General features: G+C 41.4%; 18 protein-coding genes. 2 read left to right on the top strand and 16 right to left on the bottom strand.

Annotated elements, in window-relative coordinates; all coding sequences use genetic code 11:
• Positions 1-62: 62 nt before the first annotated feature.
• Positions 63-1,247: a pyridoxal phosphate-dependent aminotransferase gene (locus tag O0550_RS15265; protein ID WP_096887567.1), complete on the bottom strand. Its 1,185-nt coding sequence runs from the start codon at positions 1,245-1,247 to the stop codon at positions 63-65.
• A 218-nt stretch (positions 1,248-1,465) separates the two neighbouring features.
• Between O0550_RS15265 and O0550_RS15260 the strand changes: the two genes are divergently transcribed.
• Positions 1,466-2,449, top strand: a complete 984-nt coding sequence (locus O0550_RS15260) for a hypothetical protein (protein ID WP_258426745.1) — start codon at positions 1,466-1,468, stop codon at positions 2,447-2,449.
• A 131-nt stretch (positions 2,450-2,580) separates the two neighbouring features.
• Here O0550_RS15260 and O0550_RS15255 read toward each other — a convergent pair whose 3' ends face one another.
• From O0550_RS15255 to O0550_RS15235, 5 genes are all read right to left on the bottom strand, one after another.
• Positions 2,581-3,690 (bottom strand): WIAG-tail domain, encoded by a 1,110-nt coding sequence (locus O0550_RS15255; protein ID WP_258426744.1) that lies wholly within the window; start codon positions 3,688-3,690, stop codon positions 2,581-2,583.
• A 113-nt stretch (positions 3,691-3,803) separates the two neighbouring features.
• Positions 3,804-5,300: an AAA family ATPase gene (locus O0550_RS15250; RefSeq protein WP_003338607.1), complete on the bottom strand. Its 1,497-nt coding sequence runs from the start codon at positions 5,298-5,300 to the stop codon at positions 3,804-3,806.
• Complete coding sequence (locus O0550_RS15245; protein WP_096887570.1) at positions 5,293-5,823, bottom strand: hypothetical protein; 531 nt, start codon at positions 5,821-5,823, stop codon at positions 5,293-5,295. The genes O0550_RS15250 and O0550_RS15245 overlap by 8 nt, the downstream gene beginning before the upstream one ends.
• A 199-nt stretch (positions 5,824-6,022) precedes the next feature.
• The gene (locus O0550_RS15240) at positions 6,023-6,505 is read right to left on the bottom strand and encodes a cell wall elongation regulator TseB-like domain-containing protein (protein WP_003338605.1); all 483 of its coding nucleotides are present in this window, start codon (positions 6,503-6,505) and stop codon (positions 6,023-6,025) included.
• An 18-nt stretch (positions 6,506-6,523) separates the two neighbouring features.
• Positions 6,524-7,234: a hypothetical protein gene (locus tag O0550_RS15235; protein WP_258426743.1), complete on the bottom strand. Its 711-nt coding sequence runs from the start codon at positions 7,232-7,234 to the stop codon at positions 6,524-6,526.
• A gap of 133 nt (positions 7,235-7,367) precedes the next feature.
• Between O0550_RS15235 and O0550_RS15230 the strand changes: the two genes are divergently transcribed.
• The gene (locus tag O0550_RS15230) at positions 7,368-7,547 is read left to right on the top strand and encodes a hypothetical protein (protein ID WP_003341647.1); all 180 of its coding nucleotides are present in this window, start codon (positions 7,368-7,370) and stop codon (positions 7,545-7,547) included.
• 97 nt (positions 7,548-7,644) lie between these two features.
• Here the strand turns inward: O0550_RS15230 and O0550_RS15225 are convergent, their stop codons facing one another.
• The 10 genes from O0550_RS15225 to O0550_RS15180 all read right to left on the bottom strand — a co-directional run bounded on the left by O0550_RS15225 (position 7,645) and on the right by O0550_RS15180 (position 19,870).
• Entirely contained in the window at positions 7,645-8,937 is a 1,293-nt protein-coding gene (locus O0550_RS15225; protein WP_035318530.1) for an amidohydrolase, read from the bottom strand.
• A gap of 37 nt (positions 8,938-8,974) precedes the next feature.
• Entirely contained in the window at positions 8,975-9,598 is a 624-nt protein-coding gene (locus tag O0550_RS15220; protein ID WP_003338602.1) for a redox-sensing transcriptional repressor Rex, read from the bottom strand.
• Between the two features lie 11 nt (positions 9,599-9,609).
• Positions 9,610-10,551, bottom strand: a complete 942-nt coding sequence (locus O0550_RS15215) for a ComEC/Rec2 family competence protein (RefSeq protein WP_258426742.1) — start codon at positions 10,549-10,551, stop codon at positions 9,610-9,612.
• Between the two features lie 80 nt (positions 10,552-10,631).
• The gene (gene dinG, locus O0550_RS15210; RefSeq protein WP_258426741.1) at positions 10,632-13,520 is read right to left on the bottom strand and encodes an ATP-dependent DNA helicase DinG; all 2,889 of its coding nucleotides are present in this window, start codon (positions 13,518-13,520) and stop codon (positions 10,632-10,634) included.
• 50 nt (positions 13,521-13,570) lie between these two features.
• A complete protein-coding gene (locus tag O0550_RS15205) occupies positions 13,571-15,040 on the bottom strand; it encodes a tetratricopeptide repeat protein (protein WP_258426740.1) in 1,470 nt (489 codons plus the stop codon).
• 97 nt (positions 15,041-15,137) lie between these two features.
• Entirely contained in the window at positions 15,138-15,521 is a 384-nt protein-coding gene (gene panD / locus O0550_RS15200; protein ID WP_258426739.1) for an aspartate 1-decarboxylase, read from the bottom strand.
• Positions 15,522-15,578: 57 nt separating this feature from the next.
• A complete protein-coding gene (gene panC, locus O0550_RS15195) occupies positions 15,579-16,436 on the bottom strand; it encodes a pantoate--beta-alanine ligase (protein WP_258426738.1) in 858 nt (285 codons plus the stop codon).
• Positions 16,433-17,299, bottom strand: a complete 867-nt coding sequence (gene panB / locus O0550_RS15190; RefSeq protein WP_081476707.1) for a 3-methyl-2-oxobutanoate hydroxymethyltransferase — start codon at positions 17,297-17,299, stop codon at positions 16,433-16,435. The genes panC and panB overlap by 4 nt, the downstream gene beginning before the upstream one ends.
• Before the next feature lie 268 nt (positions 17,300-17,567).
• Positions 17,568-18,545 carry a biotin--[acetyl-CoA-carboxylase] ligase gene (locus O0550_RS15185; protein WP_258426737.1) on the bottom strand — a complete coding sequence of 326 codons (978 nt, stop codon included), beginning with the start codon at positions 18,543-18,545 and terminating at the stop codon, positions 17,568-17,570.
• An 83-nt stretch (positions 18,546-18,628) separates the two neighbouring features.
• Complete coding sequence (locus O0550_RS15180) at positions 18,629-19,870, bottom strand: CCA tRNA nucleotidyltransferase (protein ID WP_258426736.1); 1,242 nt, start codon at positions 19,868-19,870, stop codon at positions 18,629-18,631.
• Positions 19,871-19,970: the final 100 nt, after the last annotated feature.

Genomic DNA, 19,970 nt, shown 5'->3' with positions numbered 1-19,970 from the left:
CTCGCTCTACTAATTTCAACGCTTGTTCTTGCTTCTTTTTCGGCATGGAAAAAAGCCCCTCCTTAGAGAGACTTTCCTTCCACAAATTGCTTAATACGAGCAATGCCCTTTTCCAATTGTTCCATAGATGTTGCATAAGAAATGCGAATATTTTCAGGAGATCCAAAGCCACTACCCGGGATTAAAGCTACCTTTTGTTGTTCTAATAACGCTTTACTCCAGTCATCTATATTAGTAAAGCCCTGTTTTTCCATGGCTTTAGCAACATTCGGGAAAACATAGAAGGCTCCCTCTGGTTTTAGGCATTTCACACCCTCGATTTCATTTAATAAATCGACTACACGATCGCGACGCTTCACAAACTCGCCACGCATCATTTCCAAGGAAGTTTGAGGTCCTGTCAATGCCGCCAGTGCTCCATATTGAGCAAAAGAAGTTGGGTTAGAAGTACTATGACTCGACAAATCAACCATGGCACGAATCAAATTCTCATTCCCTAAAGCGTAGCCCATCCGCCAGCCTGTCATGGAATATGGTTTCGACATTCCGTTAATAATCACTGTGTTTTCATAGGCTTCTTTGCCAAATGAGGCTACTGTAACGGCTTCATGACCATCATAGATCAGCTTTTCATAAATTTCATCAGATACCATTAATACATTATGTGACAAGCAAACATCAACAATTTCTTCCAATTCCTTACGCGTATAAATGCTGCCAGTAGGATTACTTGGAGAATTTATAATGAGTGCACGTGTCCGAGGGGTGATAGCCTGTTTTACTTGCTCGGCTGTCACCTTGAAATTGTTGGATTCCTTTCCTTCAACAAAAACAGGAACGCCCTCTGCTACCTTGACCATCTCTGGATAGCTCACCCAATAAGGAATCGGGACAATCACTTCATCACCAGGGTTTAACAACGCCATGAACAAGTTGAATAAGGCATGTTTTCCCCCATTGGTCACGATGACTTGCTTGGTGGTGTAAGTCAAATTATATTCCTGCTGATACTTGTTGCTGATGGCTTGTAACAATTCAGGAATACCGGCTGTTGCAGTATACTTGGTTTTTCCTTCGCGCATCGCTTTTTCAGCTGCTTCAATGATATGTTCCGGGGTATTAAAGTCAGGCTCCCCCGCTCCAAAGCTAACAACGTCAATCCCTTGCCGCTTCATTTCGTTTGCTTTCGCCGTAATAGCCAAAGTAGAAGATGGAGAAAGAACTGTGACTCGATTTGCAAGTTTCATGGAAAACCTGAACCTCCTGGTAACGTCGTGTTATAAAAAATGCCAAATACTTTATTGTTAGCCTATCACACATAGATATAGATGTATAGTTCTTCGTTATAGAATCTTAAGGGCTATTATCAAACGTACAAGCGACTATTTTATGAACGACTATGGGAGTTGGTGCATCTAATAAAGGTATCAACTATACTGTCATGTAGCAGTAAGGAGGGGACCTTTTGGAGTATACCAATTTTCTTAAATGCTTAGCTCTCATTTGGGTAATCCCAAAAGAAAATCAAGATGTGGAAGTAGTAAATCCGCCCCCAATACAACCAATCGAAACAGGGAAACAAGGGGCTGTATTCGAATTAATGAATAGTATTTGCGCCAACATGTCTGGAAAGCTAAAGGATTGTGAAGGTAAATATTACGACTTGCCACTTGAACAACATTCAACCTTACTTTCAGACAGCTCCGAGCGCGACAACAATAACATTGTAATGAAACAAATAACTGGAATGGATTTGCGTGAATATCTACAAACGAAGATCTTAACAACAGAATTATTGCTGAAGCTAATACAGCTACTTTTCATCTTTAAAAAAATTAGTTCTGAACAAGGTGATCCGGATAAGAAAAATCTCTACCTGCTCCCATCTGGACAGCTTAAGGTAAAAAATGTGGATAAAAGTCCTGGGCGAGATCGAACCTATCTTTATCCCCGAAAAATACTTATCGGTCTTGCTGCCAAACAAGCCACTCTCTTTCTTGCTTTCATGGAAAAAATGGCATCCGAGCTGTACAACGAATGGAAACAACCTCATGAAATGAACAGCTTAGCCTGTTATATGTACGGGGGCATTTCCCAGAAGAAATTACAAACCCCCGAAAAGATCGCAAATGAAGCAACTCATCCCCTCCTCACCATACATCATCCCGCCCTTTATCAACAATTGCTTGGGAGTATGGTAAGTAACATTCACAAAGAAGAAATAGAAAAAATGCTATCGGAAAAACAAATCGAAACAAAACATGACAATGCTGACCTCAATGAACAAGCTTGCCTAGAGCAAAAGGAACAAGCCCCTGCGTTGAAAAAGCATGTCTCTCAAATGAACTATACCTTTACCATTCAGAGTAACAACACATTAAAGCAAACATATCTTGTGCCTACCGGAAAGAACCAGAAAAACATTGTGGTCATATTTTCAAAGCGCTAATTCTTTAGCATCCACAGACATTGATTCACTTACCTTATTTATGAGGTTTTTCTCCAGTAAAAAGAGAAGGCCGAAACACCATGGCCTCCATGGTGTTTCTCATTAGTAATTATCTCAAGCTCGTCAAATTGCTACTGCACTATTTCAACTACCTGCTCCTCTACCCTTTTTGTACCAATTGCAATCCATTCCACCTGTCCAGATACCTCGCGATTAGCAATTTGACGTAGGATTTCAATAGTCACTTTATCTGATTCCTTCTTCTCTACAACGACAAAACAAAAAGGTATATCTGTCGTTGCCATAAATACATAATCCTTCTCTTGGAAGGGTTCTGTTAAATTGATTGTCAAGCTTGTTCTCACGCGACCTTGTTGTAACGTAAAGTTTTCTTTTCCGACTTGTTGTAAATCTATGATTTCCAACTGATTCGGTGGATGATCCAATGACACCTCAGATGGAACACTTGGAGGATCATTTGAAGGATCACTTAGAGAATCGCTTGGAGAATCGCTTGGAGAACCACTTGAAAGATCACATGGAGGATCGTTAACGATTTGATTTTCCACAACAGAAGTATCTGAATGATTTGATACTGCATGCTCAGCTTCTATTTTTTTCTCAGCGTTTAAAAAATCTTGCAAATGTCGAGTCAAGACGGACAATGGTTGCAGATGATGCTCTGTCAACCCGAAAACCTCTGGCATTGTAAACATAAATTGCGCAACTTGATGCGGAAGTTGAGACAAAATTTGATCGTCTATATTTGATTTTACATTAACAAGCTTGCAATTGCTGTCCTCATAATAGGATGGTACGCCAGAATAAGGTGAATCCTCGTCATTACTTTTTTCTTCATCATTCCATTTTGTAATGAAGTGCTGCTGATTTTGTGGAATTTTTGATGACACTAATTTAAGTTCCGAATATGTTGGGCTTCGCTTAGAAGAAAAACGTTTTGGCTTTCGACGACCTTTTCGTTGCTTTCGCTTTTTGGATAGTGAGCGGTTAGGCTTACGGATTTCCATTTGAGAAGATTCCTGTAGCAATGTCTTCACGTCATTTGCCAAGTGAGGTATAGAGGTCTCCTCCTCTTGGAAGTAAAAATCGGAACTATCATCAATCCAATTATTAACTAAGGCTGTTTCCAGTGCATCTAACTCTTGAAGAGCTTTGTTTTTCTTTTTCAATTTCCTTTGTCTGTTTTTCATATTCTGCTTTTGTAAGTTTTGTTTAGCCATATTCTTTTCCTTTCCTTATTGTTATGAATACGATATTGTATGTAGGAAAGAGAAACATGACCATTCTTTTTTAATTGACAAAAAGAAAAACCGATAGACGAATCCATCGGTCATTACGCTACTACCATATCTATTTCGGCCAGCTTTTCGCGGAATTGATCACCACTTAACACTTCAGCCTCCAATAACACCTGTAGACTATAGCGATAAACTGAATCATGTTCCCCGAGCAAAGACCGTGTTTTTTCAAGCAATCCCTCAATGATAGAATGTACTTCTTGATGGATTGCATTTTTATCCGCATATTGCATATTAATAATCCCTAATCTAGACATACCACTTTGAACAATTTCTTGCGCCATTTGCAAGGCTTGTTCAAAATCATTTTTAGACCCCGTGCTACGTCCGCCATAATAAATTTCTTCTGACACTGCACCCGCAAGGCAAACCATAATCTGCCCTTCCATATAGTCACGGGTATAAAGATAATGATCGTCCATTGGGTTTTGACGTACATAACCTAATGCTTGTCCGCGAGGGGTTAATGTTACCTGTGACACGGAGCCAGGACGTACTCGTTCGCTAACAATAGCATGTCCCAATTCATGAATCGCTACCCGCTCCTTCTCAGTCTGAGGTGCTTCACGATCGGTCATTTCCCCCATCATTACCTTATCGATAGCAAGTGAAAAATGACTTTGCATCACTTTATCGGATTTGTCACGCATTGCATAAATAGCAGCCTCATTGCACACACTTTCTAATTGGGCACCGGAGAACCCAAATGTTTCTTGCGCCACTTTTTCCAATTTTATGTCAAGTGCAAGTGGTTTATTTTCTGTGTGTATGGTTAATATTTGTTCGCGGGCTGGTTTATCTGGCAAATCGACCTGAATGTGGCGATCAAAACGTCCTGGACGCAATAATGCTGCATCAAGCATATCTTTTCGGTTCGTTGCCGCCATAATGAGTATGCGCGGTTTTTCACTTGTTGTCATACCATCCATTTCGGTTAACAGTTGGTTTAAGGTTTGGTCATATTCTCTTTGCTGCTGACCATCGCGTTTTCCACCAATAACGTCAATTTCGTCAATAAAAATAATCCCGCTATCTTGATTGTTTTTCTCTGCTAACGAACGAACTTCCTTAAACAATTCACGAATACGCTGAGCTCCCACCCCTACGTACATCTCTACAAATTGTGAGCCCGATGCTGCAACAAATGCAGAGTTCGTATAATTGGCGGCGGCCTTTGCCATCAACGTTTTACCTGTTCCAGGAGGCCCCGTTAACAGTACACCCTTTAAGGGACGAATTCCGTATTGAGCGATCGCATCTTTATGCAATAAGAAATCTAGGGCTTCCTTGATTTCTTTTTTTGCACGTTGCTGTCCTCCGATATCGGCAAAGGTAATATTGGATTTCTTCACAACCTGACTGCCACTTTTGCTTTTACCGGAACCAATCTGCATGCCACCTTGTTTGGAAAACAACAAGTATGTACCTGCTAAAATTGCCCCAAACAGCAAAAATGGTCCAATATTAATGCCCAAAAACAGCAAGAAAACAATAACCGCTGGTACTACACCAAATAATATTTCTTTACCCAAGGTTTACCACCTCGCTTGTTGACTGTTTACGAGGAATAATTTGGTAGTATTCATCAGTTCCTCGTTTCAAAAAAATATAAACATTTGCATCGTCAATGCGTCCATATGCTTCATCAAGCTTATAACGATCTTTCATTTGAGCTAAAATGGCAGGAATTTGACTATAAGCCTTGCCTTCGATGGCCTCTGTTAGTCCAAATAGCCCCTCATTCCAGACCGGCTTGAGTGAATCAGCTTGATTGGTAAGCATTATATCAAAAGCCTTCCCGCGTGCATAGGCTTGAAGTGTTTTTAACAGCTCCGGGTATTCTTCTACAAATTTATCTGGATTTGTGACTTGTAGCTTCATATCAACACGCTCTTTATTCATCTTAAAATCGACCAAGGTAGCCGACGTTAGTTGTTGTGCCTTTTCTCGTAATGGACTTTCTATCTGCATCTTTTGGTATAAAAACCAGCCACCAAAGAGGAGCGTAAGTGCGGCAAGCAGTGACAGTAACATAGGTACTTTACGTAATTTCACCAATAACTCCCCTTTCTTTGCTCATAAAAACTTTTATTTGTTCCGTTCAGAACGGCTTTATTATCAGTTACGAAACCAAGTATAGCATTTTTATGGTACCTTTTTGCTATGTATTTGCTGGAACTACGACCAATTCCATTTCAAGAAGAGAAAAACGGTGATAAAGTAAGAAAACCCTTTCCAGAAGGAACGGGTCGTCTTATGATTTTGGAATATTTAACGTATATGCCCGTATTTTTTGACCAGTCAAAAAATCATAATATACGTAGTTGTAACGATTTTGCTTGTCCACTAAAGTGACTTCCCATAGCTTCTTATCACCCTCTAAGCCAGGTACAATGCGTTCGATCTGGGCTCCTGGATAAGAGGCTTCCGCTACTTGTTTAACTTTTGTGCGAGGAAAAGCTTTTTCCAGCAAGTCAAATGTGACGTGTTCTTTGCTAAACCAAGCCACCACTGGGGTTCCTACCTTGTTTTTGCCTGTAACTACAATATAGGCTTCCCGTCCTCGATATTCTTCTATCGTATCGATCTCAGCAATGTTTGTTTTTTCTGCTACTAATGCTCTGGCCTCTGCTTCTAACGTGTGACGCTCAGACAATAAGCTGGAAAGTAGCTGATACAGGGATGCGCCTAGCACAACAAGCGCACATGCTGAAATGATCAAGATGCGTTTCCACACAATGATTCTCCTACTTCCCTAAAAATTAAAAATCAGTTGATCTGATCTATCGCCCTTCTGGTTCTTCAACTGAAGCAAGACGACCATACGCTTCAACTGTTTTCTTTCATCATCATACCACAATTGATAGTTAATTGTAGTTGATTGCTGTAATTGTACAAGTTCATTTTCTACAGGAAAAGAAGGTCCCAACCATTCTCGTAAAAGGTCTTTGACTTTTTCTGGCTGTAGGCTAACGCTATACCCTCGCAAACCTGCTTCATCTCTTGAAACGAGTGCGACAGGCTGTAGCTGTGAGATTTGATCCTTCAAAATTGAGGCATGCTCAGATGGTGTAAACAAGGCATAGGGCAGTACGTTCAAATCCCGTAGTTCATTATCTATGACGAGCGAAGCACCTCGATTGTTACGTTCAATTTTCACTTTTTTCCCCTGTAATGCTCCTGTTAGTTGAAAGTGATTGCCTCGATAGCTCCCTGTAAAAGGTTGATTCTGTATCTTGACTCCAAATGGAGTTGCTTTCTCTACAAAAAGCTGATCAATCAATTGTTTTAGATTGGTGTTATTTTGATTTTGATCGGCATTCCATCTACTTTTGTCATGTAGCTCCTTCGTCCTGTCTTGTGCTACAGATAGCTTGTCTGTTGCTTGTCCCAATAATATACCCAAACCAAATAAGCAAGCTAATATTGGCACCAACAGCCAAAGATACCGTTGCTTCACGTACATGGGTAACCCCTCCCTTGCGTATCTCCTAACAATTATGAGATACAAGAAGGTTTTAGAACCACGTGGAAAACTTACTAATTATAGAGTCATGAGAAGGAGCCATACTATCAGTACACCACAAGGAGGTGAGCGTGTGAATCAAACCGACAGGAGCCTTGTCCTACCAAAACAGGGTTGGGAACAACACGATTTGTACGAATCCTGGGTAGGTCTGTCCTCACCGCTGCGTACCTTGCCACCTACCGCTACGCTCTCTGTTCGTCACTCCTCACTTACAGATTTATGGCAAACAGAGATGCAACGGACGGATTAAATTTTTTCTCTGCCTACACACCTACACTACACTGTCTCCTGCCGTATCAACCACTTGGCAGGAGCCTTTGTCATATGGAGAGGCGACTTTTATGAGCTTATTGCTTTAATAGCGCAAACACACGATTCACTTCAGCGATTGCTTTTTGTTCATCCATTGTGATTAACTCTTTATCTTTCATTAAGAAATGACCATCAACAATTGTATCTGTTACATCATAGCCATTTGCTGCATAAACAACATGGGAAATCGGATCATTTGCCGGTTGGAAATGTGCTTGAGCCGCATTTAGCATAATCATATCTGCTTTTTTCCCTACTTCTAAGGAGCCTAAGCTGTCTTTTTGGAACACAGCATCTGCCGCATAACGTGTAGCCATACGAAGCGCTTCTTCTGCCGGAACCACTTCTGGATCATAGGAAACACCCTTATGCAGGATAGCCGCTAATTTTAGCTCTTCAAATAGATTTAAGTTGTTGTTACTTGCTGAGCTGTCAGTTGCCAAGCTTACACAAACACCTTTCGCAAGCATCTCAGGCACTCTTGCTACACCACTTGCCAATTTTAAGTTACTAATTGGATTATGAGCTACTTTAACATTATATTTAGCCAATGTATCAATTTCTTCATCCGTTAAATGCACTGCATGGGCAACTAGTGTAGGGTGATTAAATACACCTAGATTTTCTAAGTGAGCAACAGGGCGTACACCGTAATCCTGAACGTTTTGTTCTACTTCTGCTTTTGATTCAGACATATGGATATGTAATGGTACGTTTAACTCGATAGCCTTCTCAAGGATTTGCTGGATGTACTCAGGAGAGCACGTATAAGGTGCATGCGGCGACATCATGGTATGGATACGACCGTTGGCTGCTCCGTTCCAACGTGATGCGAAAGATGCAGCTTCTTGTAATTTCTGCTGGCGTTCTTCTTCTGAGCAGAAACCAATTACCCCACGGCATAATACACCGCGCATCCCGGATGCTTCCACTTCCTGTGCTACTGTATCCATATGATCATACATATCTACAAAGGTAGTTGTACCGGTACGAATCATCTCGATAATGGAAATAGCTGTACCCCATTTCACATGCTCCGCTGTAAATTGACCTTCCATTGGCCACATTTTATCTTCCAGCCACTGTTTTAAAGGTAGGTCATCCGCAAATCCGCGCAGTAGAGACATGCCTACGTGACCATGTGTATTAATAAATCCTGGCATTAGATATTTATTCGTTCCATCAATGATCTCGTCATATGCTGATAAATCTTCTGGCGTTTTACCTACATATGTAATTTTTCCCCCATCAAAGCCAACTGCTCCATTATAAATAACCTCATTTTGTTCATTAACAGTAATTACGGTTGCGTTGGTAATGATTTTCATCAACGTAGACACTCTCCCTTTATCTGTTAGTCATTACTTAGTTTAAATAATACGCTAAGCTTTGCAAGCTGGAAGTCAAATCGTTATGATCAATTTTTACTTCTTTTTCGGTGCGAATGGTTGTTGGGGCAAAATTGAGGATCGCTTCTATTCCAGCTTCGATCAATTTATTTGCCACTTCCTGTGCGGCGGAGGCTGGCGTTGTAATTATCGCCATCCGAATTTGTTTTTCCTTGATGATATCTTCCATTTTATCAATCGGTTCAATGACCAATCCCCCTAAATCCTTACCTATTTTTTGCGGGTCGGCATCAAAAATGGAAACAATTTTCATGTTATCTTTTAAATACACATTGTAATTGGAAATCGCTTGACCTAGATTACCGGCCCCCACCAACGCTACATGGATCACTTGGTCCAATTTCAAGATATGACGAATCTTTTCAATCAAGTAATCTACGTCATAGCCAATGCCTTTTTTGCCAAAGTCACCAAATGCAGACAGGTCCTTTCGAATTTGGGCTGGATTAATATCCATTGTTTTGCCCATCTGTTGGGAAGACACCGTTTTTACCTGTAGTTCCTGTAGATTTGTTAAATATCGCAAATAGATCGGCAGACGGCGAACGACCGCTTCAGAAATTTTTGGTACTTTCCCCATAAATTGCACTCCTAACTTCGTTGTCTATCACGTGTAGAGGTCTTGACTGCCTTTAAAACCTTATAATCTTGTCCGTTAGAGAGAATGGTAATTGACCCATCCCGGCTAGTCACATACGTATCTGCCCATGATTCCTCCAAACGCTCCACCACCTCACGCATGGAGTCTTTCCATTGCTCACGCACAATACCGGTCTGCACAACAGCAATCTGGGGATCAACCTTAGTTAAGAAGGATTGAATAGAAGCCTGATTGCTGCCTTGTGCCGCAACCTTTAAGATTTCAGCCGGCAGTAAAGAAGGGTATTTCGCAAACAAACGCTCCTCTGCTTTTTCATTGATGGCACTGGTGAACAAAAACTGGAGCTCTCCTTGGGTCAGACTAAACACAAGCGAATTATCCTGTGGTGATAAAAACAGGTTCTCGCTGGGATGTAAAAATGTGATCACCACATCTTTCCCATCCAGTAATTGATCCTTTTCCTTTACATACACAACTTGCTTTTCCCTAGATATATGGATATTACTGTGAATTACGAAGGCTGTCAATTTTGGCATGTAAATCTTATCAAATTGAATTTTCTCCGCAAGCTTATCATAGCCGCCAATATGAGTAGGTAAATCGTTTGTCAATAACAGGTAATCGACTTTTGTAACATGGCGCTCAAGTAGCAAGGAAACCAATTTTTCCGTATCTTTTTCGCTCCCTGTATCAATTAGCATCGTTTTACCAGAAGGGAAGCGAATGAGCGTACATTCTCCTTCTGGTAAAGAGAAAAAAGTAGTGGTAAGCCCAACAAAATCTTCCTCCTGTTCAACAGCATCGGGGTCCTCAATATGCTGTTGCTGATGTGCTATCGCAATGGGGCGGCTTGCTTCAACGGGTTGGGATAATGCAAAGATCATCATGCCTATACAAATAACTAGACATAGGTTATGTCGTTTTGTAGTCATGGATCTGCTTCCCTCCTACTTTATGGCTTGGGTAAAATTCATACAATCATTTTAGATTTGTTTTTCCTAAGGGACTGATTTTATTGTAAAAAAGGAGCTATTCGCTCACGTAATGTGGTCCAGGGACCAGTCTCTACCTGATAAGGCGGCAAAGATTGCAAAAACGTACGACCATATTTAGATTCAATGATGCGTGTATCAAATACAATTACAACACCGCTGTCTGTCTGTTGACGTATTAATCGACCCACTCCCTGCTTAAAACGAATAACTGCATGGGGCAAGGAAAGCGTCATAAAAGGATTCTTTTTCTCGGCCTTCAGCCGCTCCGAACGTCCTTCTAAAAGCGGTTGGTTGGGCGGTTGAAAAGGGAGACGAACAATGATCAGACAGCTCAGTACATTTCCAGGTATATCTACACCCTCCCAGAAGCTATTCGTACCCAGAAGCACTGTTTTTGTCCCGGTTTGAAACCGACGTACCAACTTGCTTCTATTACTTGAATCTACTCCATGGCCTAATAGTTCAAACTCTTCACCCTCGAGTAAGCTCTTCATTCCTTCATAAACGGTTCTAAGCATGCTATATGAGGTAAATAAAATCATTGTTCGCCCCTCACTTGCTCGAACAGCATCAACGCAGCCAGCAATTACGGCTTCAACAAACCGCTGTTCTCCTTCCTTGTTTACAGAAGGGAAATCGGAGGGAATCAGGATGAGTCCTTGCTGCGCATAGTCAAAGGGCGATGGGAGTGAGAGTGTTTCGACCCGTTCTTCTGGAAGATTAGCAAAACCCATTCGCTCCATAAAGTAAGTAAACCTATTCTTCACTGTCAGTGTCGCTGAGGTCATAATAATACTGCGTTTTGGCTCCAGTAAAGTTGTACGCAAGGTATCAGCTATATCTAGTGGCGTTTTAAAGAAAAAGAGTTGTTTGCGGGATGTTCTTGTTTCTATTTCCATCCAGCTTACATACTCATCCTGCTCTTCTACTAACAAAAAATGAAGCTTTACAGCCACTTGACTGATTTCTTCTACTAAACCAGCTGCATCCGTTTGCAACCGCTGTAAGGAGTACGGAGCTTCCCCTTTAGAGGATGGCAGAATACGTAACAGTTGTTCAATTTCCTTGGCTACATTCCCTAACTTTTGTAAAATGAGATCGCTGGATTTTGCAAGCTTCTTATATTTTTTCTTAAAGTCTTCTGTTTTATATCGAAGTGTAGCTCTTTGAGATTCCCCTGTATCCATACCCCGTTCAGAACCCCAATGATAAAAGAGTTGTAGCCAGTTCGTAACAGCCTCTTTTAGCATTTGCTGCTCAATCCTCATTTGTTGTAGGTGCTGTTCTATTCTTGCCTTTTCAGCTGGTTGCCACATTTTCAACTCATTGGCTAGCAGGAGTAGCATTTGCTTTTCTCCTTCTGTTCCAAGCTGCTCTACCAATTGAAACAATTCTACGCTGGAGAGCTGTGTCCCAAAATGTTGACTTGCTACTTCATCAAGCTGATGCGCTTCATCAATAATTGCAACCTCAAATGATGGCAATACACCATTCTCCTTCTCAATATCACCAATTAATAAGGCATGGTTAACAATAATCACATCAGCCTCTTTTGCTTGCTGCTTCGCTTGGAAGTAAAAACAGCGGCTAAACCACGGACACTCTCGATTTAGACAGGAGGCTGTGTCACTTCTGACTGATTGCCAAAAGGACTGCCCACTCGGACTTAAACTAAGCTCCTCTACATCACCTGTAGTCGTTTCGGTCAGCCATGTTAAAATCTGTGCTTTGGCTAGCTGTATATCCTGTGTGGCCCCTTCCTGGCTCTCTATGCTTTGTTCAAATTTTCGCAAGCACAGGTAATTTCCTCGGCCCTTCAATTGAGCAGCTCGAAAGGAAAATGGCAATGCTTTTTGTAAGAGAGGAATATCTTTGCCAAAAAGCTGGTCCTGTAAATGAATAGTATGCGTACTCACGATTACTTGCTGTTTGTGCATACGTGCCCATAGGATACCGGGTAACAAATAGCCCAACGATTTTCCTGTTCCTGTACCCGCTTCTACTAACAAATGCTTCTGATCAGTAAAAGCTTGGTATACAGCATACATCATCGCTTCCTGTGACTCACGTTTCTCATAGTGTTCATGATGAAGTGCGAGCCCGTCGCCATCTAATGCAACCATACGTTCGAAAAATGGTTCAAAAGAAAAATGGATCGGTGGCTGTTCGGATTGCTTCTCCGTCCATTTCTTTCGTCGTTTTAATCCAAGATTTCGATAGATATCATAATTGCTTGTTTCCTCAGGTGCAGAAGATGCAGTTATAAAGGAGCCTGCTTCGTCTACCGGAAAACTGTGCATGAGCTTCTCCATCTCAATTTCTCGTAGTAAGGTCGCTACATCAAAACGGAAAGAAGAGATCATCATCTGTAATCCTTGAATTGTAATAAGAGGAAGCTTATACAGGATATCTAACAATCGTAACAATAAGTGTGCAGTAGCAATAGCGTCACTGTCTGCCTGGTGTGGATTTTCATGCTGAATATCAAAATCAGATGCTAGCTCTACTAGCCGGTAGCCACTTTGCATGGGCAATAATACCCGTGCTAATTCCACTGTATCCAAAATAGGCCCATCAAATGGATAATAGCCCTGACTTAGCAGGGCTTCTTGTAAAAAATTCAAGTCAAACGCTGCATTATGTGCCACAAACGTACGCCCATCTAAAAGGCGCAATAAATCAGGAAGCACTTCTTCAATAGAAGGAGCGTCACTGACCATCTCATCGGTTATTCCCGTCAACTGAGTAATAAATGGCGGGATTGGTTTATCTGGTTTTACAAATGTGGAGTAACTTTCTATTATTTGTCCATTCTCGACCACGACAGCTCCGATTTGTATGATGGAATCTCCCCGCCGTGGCTGATTACCCGTAGTTTCAAAATCTACGACGATGAACTGCTTCATTATCGTCACCTCTATTGACACTCACAACTCATGCTGCTACTGTTTTCTTTTTACCATTCGGCAGTAGATGTCGAAATTCCTGCTGTTTGATTAGTAGTAACCTGCACATGGTCCTTTGTGTTCTTACATCTCTCCCACCATTGATTGACCTCTGGGACAACATCGCTGTAAGAGCGTGCTTTCTCCAGATATTGACTTGCCTCGATTTGGTTTCCCTGTTGAAGAGATAATTTTCCCAGTTGATAATGCCCTAGCATCTGTGAGTACTGATCCTGTTTTTGAATGAGAGTAGTGGCTATATCCTTGGCTTGATCATAAGCTCCTTCTCCCTCATGGGCATAAATTAATCCCAGTAGGCCAAGATGATGATTTTCTGTGGCGTTTAATATTTTTGAAAAGGCGATCCGAGCTGAAGTAATCTCACCTGTTGCGAGCTGCATCCAACCGTATGAAAATAAGTAATCTGGATGCTCAGGTGCCAGTGTAAGTGCTTTTTTTAAAGCAGGCATCGCTTGCTTAGGACCATCTAACAGCCACTTATTCCAAGCAATCGCATGCCAAAGTCCAGCATCTAATGGTTGACGTTCCAAAAGGAATTGGTAGCAACTGAGCGCATGCCTATAAAACCCAGCTTGTTCTGCTAGCATAGCCAATTCCCATAAGGTTGGCGAATCAAGATTTCGATTCGGATCGTACATTTTCAGCATTCGCTCTATATCTTTTTGTGGATATCGAGCAAATAGCTGACGAACAGCACGTAAATAGAGCACTTCCACTTGCCAATCCTGATCATTCTCGGCTAATAGCTGTTCACATAATTTCATTGTTTTTTCCGTGTCTCCCTGCTCCAAATAACAGATGGCCAGGTTGTATCTACTCTCCGTGTACTGAGGACGGACAGATATTGCCATTTCAAATGCCTGTATGGCCTCTAGCCATTTTTGCTCCTGTACATACATACACCCTAAGGCATTGAAACTGATGGAAACAACTTTAGGGGAAACAGCCGTTCGTGTCAACAATCGAAATTCTTTTAGAGCGAGTTCATAATCACAACAATAATATAGGCTATAGGCATAATAAAGGCGTCCACTTTCCCAGTCAGGCGCTTGTTCTAAGAAAGAAGCAAAGTGTTGTTTAGCTTGTTCATATAGCCGCAGATGATAAAATCCTTCTGCCTTTTCATATAGCTCCTTGTGTAGTTCCATTTGTGGCTGTTCATCCTCAAGAAGTGTAGAGAATTCAAGTGGCTGCTTTGCTTCCGACAGCTTATCATATTCTTTTACCAAGCTTTCTGTAGCGGATGCGGGTATATTACTCGTTTGCTTTATCATCCGAATTACTTCATTTAGCTTTTCTTCATATTTTAACCACAGATCAATCACCTGATCACTGCATGTTCGGAGTTGTTTTAGCTGTCGTATCAGGTGTTCCTGCTTTTCTGTAGAAGCTGTTGCCCATTCTTTTTCAATACGATCTACTTTTTGACGTAACTCCTCAAACCAATCCTCAATAAACACAAGAGCCACCCCCTTTATCAGAGTGAGTAGTCTCATTGTCTCACAAGTGGGATGGCTCTATGCAAAAATGGCGCTGGTAGTCCTTCCAGCTCTTGTTCTATAAAATAGTAGCGTGAACTTCTTCCGCTAATAATTGAGCGATTTTATTATGCTCGTCCATAATGGCTACCTTAGGCTTATGCTTGCGTGCCTGCTCATCTGTCATCATCGCATAAGCAATAATAATAACCACATCCCCTGGTTGGACAAGCCTTGCTGCTGCTCCATTTAAACAAATAACGCCACTGCCTGGTTCACCTTCGATAATATAGGTCTCTAAACGCTCACCATTGTTGTTATTTACGATCTGTACTTTCTCATTTGGCAGTAAATCAAGTGCGTCTAAAATTTCTTTATCAATGGTTATGCTACCTACATAATTTAAATTTGCTTCCGTAACGGTAGCACGGTGAATTTTAGCAGTCATCATTGTACGAAACATCTAAATTCGCTCCCTTTTATGTGAATCTTCTCATGTCTATTATCTTTTGTTCACACTTTAATCCATCACCGTAAGAATTACGTTATCTATTAAACGGACACGACCAAATTTTACTGCAAGTGCAAATAAAATTCTATCTCCTGTTTTTAGAAATTCGATATCGCTCATTTCAGGATAACGTTTCAATTCTACATAATCTATTTCTGCTAAAGGCTGACTTTGGATGAGATTACGTACTTCGTTACAAATAACGTCTACGTCTCTTTGATGATTCGCAATCATCTGTTCGGCACGAGTCAAGCTTCTGGAGAGAATTAATGCCTGAGATCGCTCTTCCTCTGAAAGAAAAACATTTCGTGAGCTCATTGCCAGCCCGTCTTTTTCGCGATGAATAGGGCATGGGACAATCTGAACAGGGATTTGTAAATCATAAACCATTTGTTCAATAACAGCTACCTGCTGTGCATCTTTTTGACCAAAGAATGCTTTATGGGGGCCTACAATATTAAAAAGCTTATTGACCACTGTCGCCACTCCATCAAAATGTCCCGGTCGCGACAAACCACACAAGGCTTCCGTAATGTTATGAACAGAAATATTCGTCAGCATAGAACGGGGGTACATTTCCTCTACAGAAGGAGTAAATAAATAGTCTACTCCCCCACTCTCTGCCAATTTCTGATCGCGTGCTAAATCTCGCGGGTAAACGGAATAGTCTTCATTTGGACCAAATTGTAACGGGTTAACAAAAATGCTCATGACCACCACATCTGTTTCGCTTTTTGCCCGCTCTACTAAGCTGAGGTGCCCATCATGCAAGTAACCCATCGTTGGTACAAATCCGATTGTTTTCCCTGCTCTTTTATGCACAGAAAGCGCTTCACGTAGTTCTTTGATGGTGCTAATCGTGATCATACTCGTACCTCTTCTCCATATAATTGCTGAATCGTTTCTTCGGATGCAGCAAAAGAATGGCGTTGTTCAGGGAATTGTCTGCTTCTTACTTCTATTACGTATTGAGAAATCGCTGACTGAATCATGTCACCGATCTGGGCGTATGATTTCACAAATTTAGGCGTTAAATTGGAAGCATAAGAAAGTACATCATGGAACACTAGAACCTGTCCATCGCATTGTACCCCAGCTCCAATACCAATAACAGGGATTTCCACAGCTTCCGCAACTTTTGCTGTTACTTCTGCTGGTACGCATTCCAAAACTATTCCAAACGCTCCAGCCTCTTCTAATGCCTTCGCATCCATGATTAATTGCTTAGCAGATTCTAGATCCTTACCTTGTACTTTATATCCACCTAATTGATGGACAGACTGTGGCGTTAGCCCTAAATGACCCATAACAGGAATTCCAGCCTTTGTGCATCTTTTGACAATAGGAAGAATTTCTTCTCCCCCTTCCATCTTCACGGCTTTTGCATTTCCTTCCTGAATTAACCGGCCTGCATGATGAATGGCTTCTTCTACAGAGCCATGGCATGTCAAAAAAGGCATGTCCGCTACAACAAAGGCTGTTTTTGCTGCGCGTGTAACAGCTTTTGTGTGATGAACCATGTCATCCATGGTAACAGACACCGTAGATTCATAGCCTAGCACAACCATTCCTAGCGAATCCCCTACTAGCAGGATGTCTATTCCCGCTTCTTCTGCCAATTTTGCAGAGGGATAATCGTAGGCCGTAAGCATAGTAATTGGCTCTTTGTTCTGCTTCATTTGACGTAGCTTGGACGTCGTTATCGGTTTTTTTTCCTGCACATCAGACACTCCCGTTGTCTCCTACACCCAATACCGTCTTGAATGTATTCCAATGGCATACCTTTGTTGTGCTTTCTACATACCAAAAAACCTCCGCACCGCAGGCGAAGGTTGTGTTTACGCAATAAAGCACGTATCCATTAGAATTTCTTCCTTCTGTCTCGGTCCATTTAGGCTTAGAGCAGATTTTTGTTTCAGTTGTTTTCCTAGCATACTTCTTAAATGGAAGTGCTATTCCAATAGGATATAGCCTTCAGAAGCAGTATAACAAAATTTCCTAGGTATCGCCATACTCAATATCAGCAGAATATACCTTGTGCATGACTCCCTCATCATCGCGTAATAAGAGCACTCCCTCTTCATTTAAGCCTGTCGCTTCCCCTTCCAATGCTGCTTGCAGAGTCCGGACTGTAACACGACGATGTAAGGACATTGACAATGCTTCCCATTCGACCTTGATTTGACCAAATCCCTCGCTTAGATATGCCAGGTAGAGTTGTTCAAATATACGGCAAAATACTTGAATGAATTGAGATCTCTTTATTGGCTCACCTAATGCTATACGTAATGAGGTCGCAACCTCTTGCAGAGCCGGATCAAAATCTGACTCTTGATTATTCACATTAATGCCAATCCCAATAATTAAATAATTGACACGATCAGCCTCTGCATGTAGCTCTGTTAAAATTCCACATACTTTTTTGCCATTTACAAAAATATCATTAGGCCATTTTATTTTAACCGAGATTTGGAACTCTTGGATCGCTCTCGCCATAGCAACCGCTGTTAGCAACGTCATTTGGGGAGCACGCCCAATCGGGATAACCGGACGCAACACTAAGCTCATCCATATTCCTGTCCCTTTTGGTGAATGCCACACCCGACCCAACCGACCTTTTCCGCCAGTTTGCTGATCTGCTACCACTAGGGTTCCTTCAGGCGCTCCCTTAGAAGCTAATTCATGGGCTAATGCCTGTGTTGTTGCAACCGTTTCGTAGGCAATTATATTTTTTCCAATACGTTCTGTATGCATGGCAGACAAAATCTCTTCTGCCGATAATGAATCTGGTGAGGAACCAAGTCGATACCCTGATTTGCGTACTGCTTCAAACTCATATCCCTCTTGACGCAGCTCTTCAATATGTTTCCATACTGCTGCTCGCGTACAATTACAAATTTGACTTATATATTCACCCGAAATAAATTCATGTGGATGATTACGAAAAGCGCGTAATATTTCCTGCTTAATATTCATAGGTCTCCTCCGTCATAGCCGCAAACAATAACGATTCTATTCCTTTTTCGTACATCCATGAAACGCATATGTAGAACCAAACGTCATTTTTTCATTTCATTTGCAGGATGTTCCATCTCACCATGTATAAAATCTTTAGCCGCTATCAGCAAGGCCTCTGATACGTTAGCAAGTTCTCCAGTTACTGTACGCTCCCAAAGATATTCTAGGGTTTTCTGTATCCAAGGGCCTTGTTTTTGATCACTCAGCTTTCTGATTTCCGATCCATCTACCGCTAAATCCTTCAAGTTTTTTACTGCCATCTTATCTAAAGTAGCTTGGAGTGTGATCTTCTTATTTGAGAGATCGTTCCACCATAGGACATCCAACACCTTTTCCAAGTCATAGCAACGCTCTCGACCATGCTTCATAATCAATCGAGCCCAGTCTATAGATTGACATTGATCCCATAGTGGCTGAAGGAGCATTAGCTGTTGCATGAGAAACGTAATGGTTTCTTCCTCTTTCCGGGACATCTTTAAATATCGGCATAATTCACGCGACTGCTCCCAACTGAAGTCTGCCGCAAAAAGTAACACTACCCATTTATGGATAACGCTCTCCACTGTTTGTAATCGCCATAAATGCATTGTCGATTGATCAAATAATTGTTGTAACAAAGGGATGGACTGAAATATCTTTGTTTGTTTCGCAAATTGGAAGCCTTTATCAGGATGCCTGCTATCAATGAGTTTATTGCATTCTTCGCGAATCCTCTCAACCGCAATATGGATCAGCAATGGAGCATTATCCCTCATAGCTTTTCTTGTTTCATCCTCTATCTGGAAGCCTAGCTGAGAAGCGAAACGAACTCCCCGAATCAGTCGTAATGCATCCTCCTGAAATCTGCGATTAGCATCACCCACTGCTCGGATTACATGATCATTTACATCCTCTAGTCCAAAAAAAGGATCAATTAATTCTTTATTATATTTCATCGCCATTGCATTAATTGTAAAATCACGACGTGCCAAATCCTCTACTACTTCGTTTACGTATGTGACTTCGCTTGGTCGACGAAAATCTTCATATACTCCCTCAGTTCGAAAGGTAGTCACTTCAAATAAATAGCCATCCTGCTTAACAGTAACTGTTCCATGCTGTAATCCTGTAGGAATATGGTCGGGGAACAGCTTCATAATGTCTCCTGGATGGGCATTTGTACATATATCTATATCATGAACAGGACGGTGAAGAAGCCAATCACGGACGCAACCACCGACAAAATAAGCCTCGTATCCGTGTTCTTCCAATTTTTTAAGTACCTTTTTCGCCTCTTCTTTCATTTACTCGCCTCCTGTCCTTTCTTGCTACATCCATTTTTATTATCTACTTTTCAAATAGGGGTGCTAAGATATGCGTATTTTACTAGGAATTGCTGTGCTT

The sequence above is a fragment of the Brevibacillus halotolerans genome (assembly GCF_026891775.1).
GTDB lineage: Bacteria > Bacillota > Bacilli > Brevibacillales > Brevibacillaceae > Brevibacillus_B > Brevibacillus_B halotolerans.
This window is presented reverse-complemented; position numbering and strand designations above follow the sequence as displayed.

Excerpts from the sequence above, each read along its gene's own strand:
- O0550_RS15265 (WP_096887567.1), bottom strand. The coding sequence starts at position 1,247 with ATGAAACTTGCAAATCGAGTCACAGTTCTTTCTCCATCTTCTACTTTG.
- O0550_RS15255 (WP_258426744.1), bottom strand. The coding sequence starts at position 3,690 with ATGGCTAAACAAAACTTACAAAAGCAGAATATGAAAAACAGACAAAGG.
- O0550_RS15235 (WP_258426743.1), bottom strand. The coding sequence starts at position 7,234 with ATGTACGTGAAGCAACGGTATCTTTGGCTGTTGGTGCCAATATTAGCT.
- O0550_RS15225 (WP_035318530.1), bottom strand. The coding sequence starts at position 8,937 with ATGAAAATCATTACCAACGCAACCGTAATTACTGTTAATGAACAAAAT.
- O0550_RS15220 (WP_003338602.1), bottom strand. The coding sequence starts at position 9,598 with ATGGGGAAAGTACCAAAAATTTCTGAAGCGGTCGTTCGCCGTCTGCCG.
- O0550_RS15215 (WP_258426742.1), bottom strand. The coding sequence starts at position 10,551 with ATGACTACAAAACGACATAACCTATGTCTAGTTATTTGTATAGGCATG.
- dinG (WP_258426741.1), bottom strand. The coding sequence starts at position 13,520 with ATGAAGCAGTTCATCGTCGTAGATTTTGAAACTACGGGTAATCAGCCA.
- panD (WP_258426739.1), bottom strand. The coding sequence starts at position 15,521 with ATGTTTCGTACAATGATGACTGCTAAAATTCACCGTGCTACCGTTACG.
- panC (WP_258426738.1), bottom strand. The coding sequence starts at position 16,436 with ATGATCACGATTAGCACCATCAAAGAACTACGTGAAGCGCTTTCTGTG.
- O0550_RS15185 (WP_258426737.1), bottom strand. The coding sequence starts at position 18,545 with ATGAATATTAAGCAGGAAATATTACGCGCTTTTCGTAATCATCCACAT.
- O0550_RS15180 (WP_258426736.1), bottom strand. The coding sequence starts at position 19,870 with ATGAAAGAAGAGGCGAAAAAGGTACTTAAAAAATTGGAAGAACACGGA.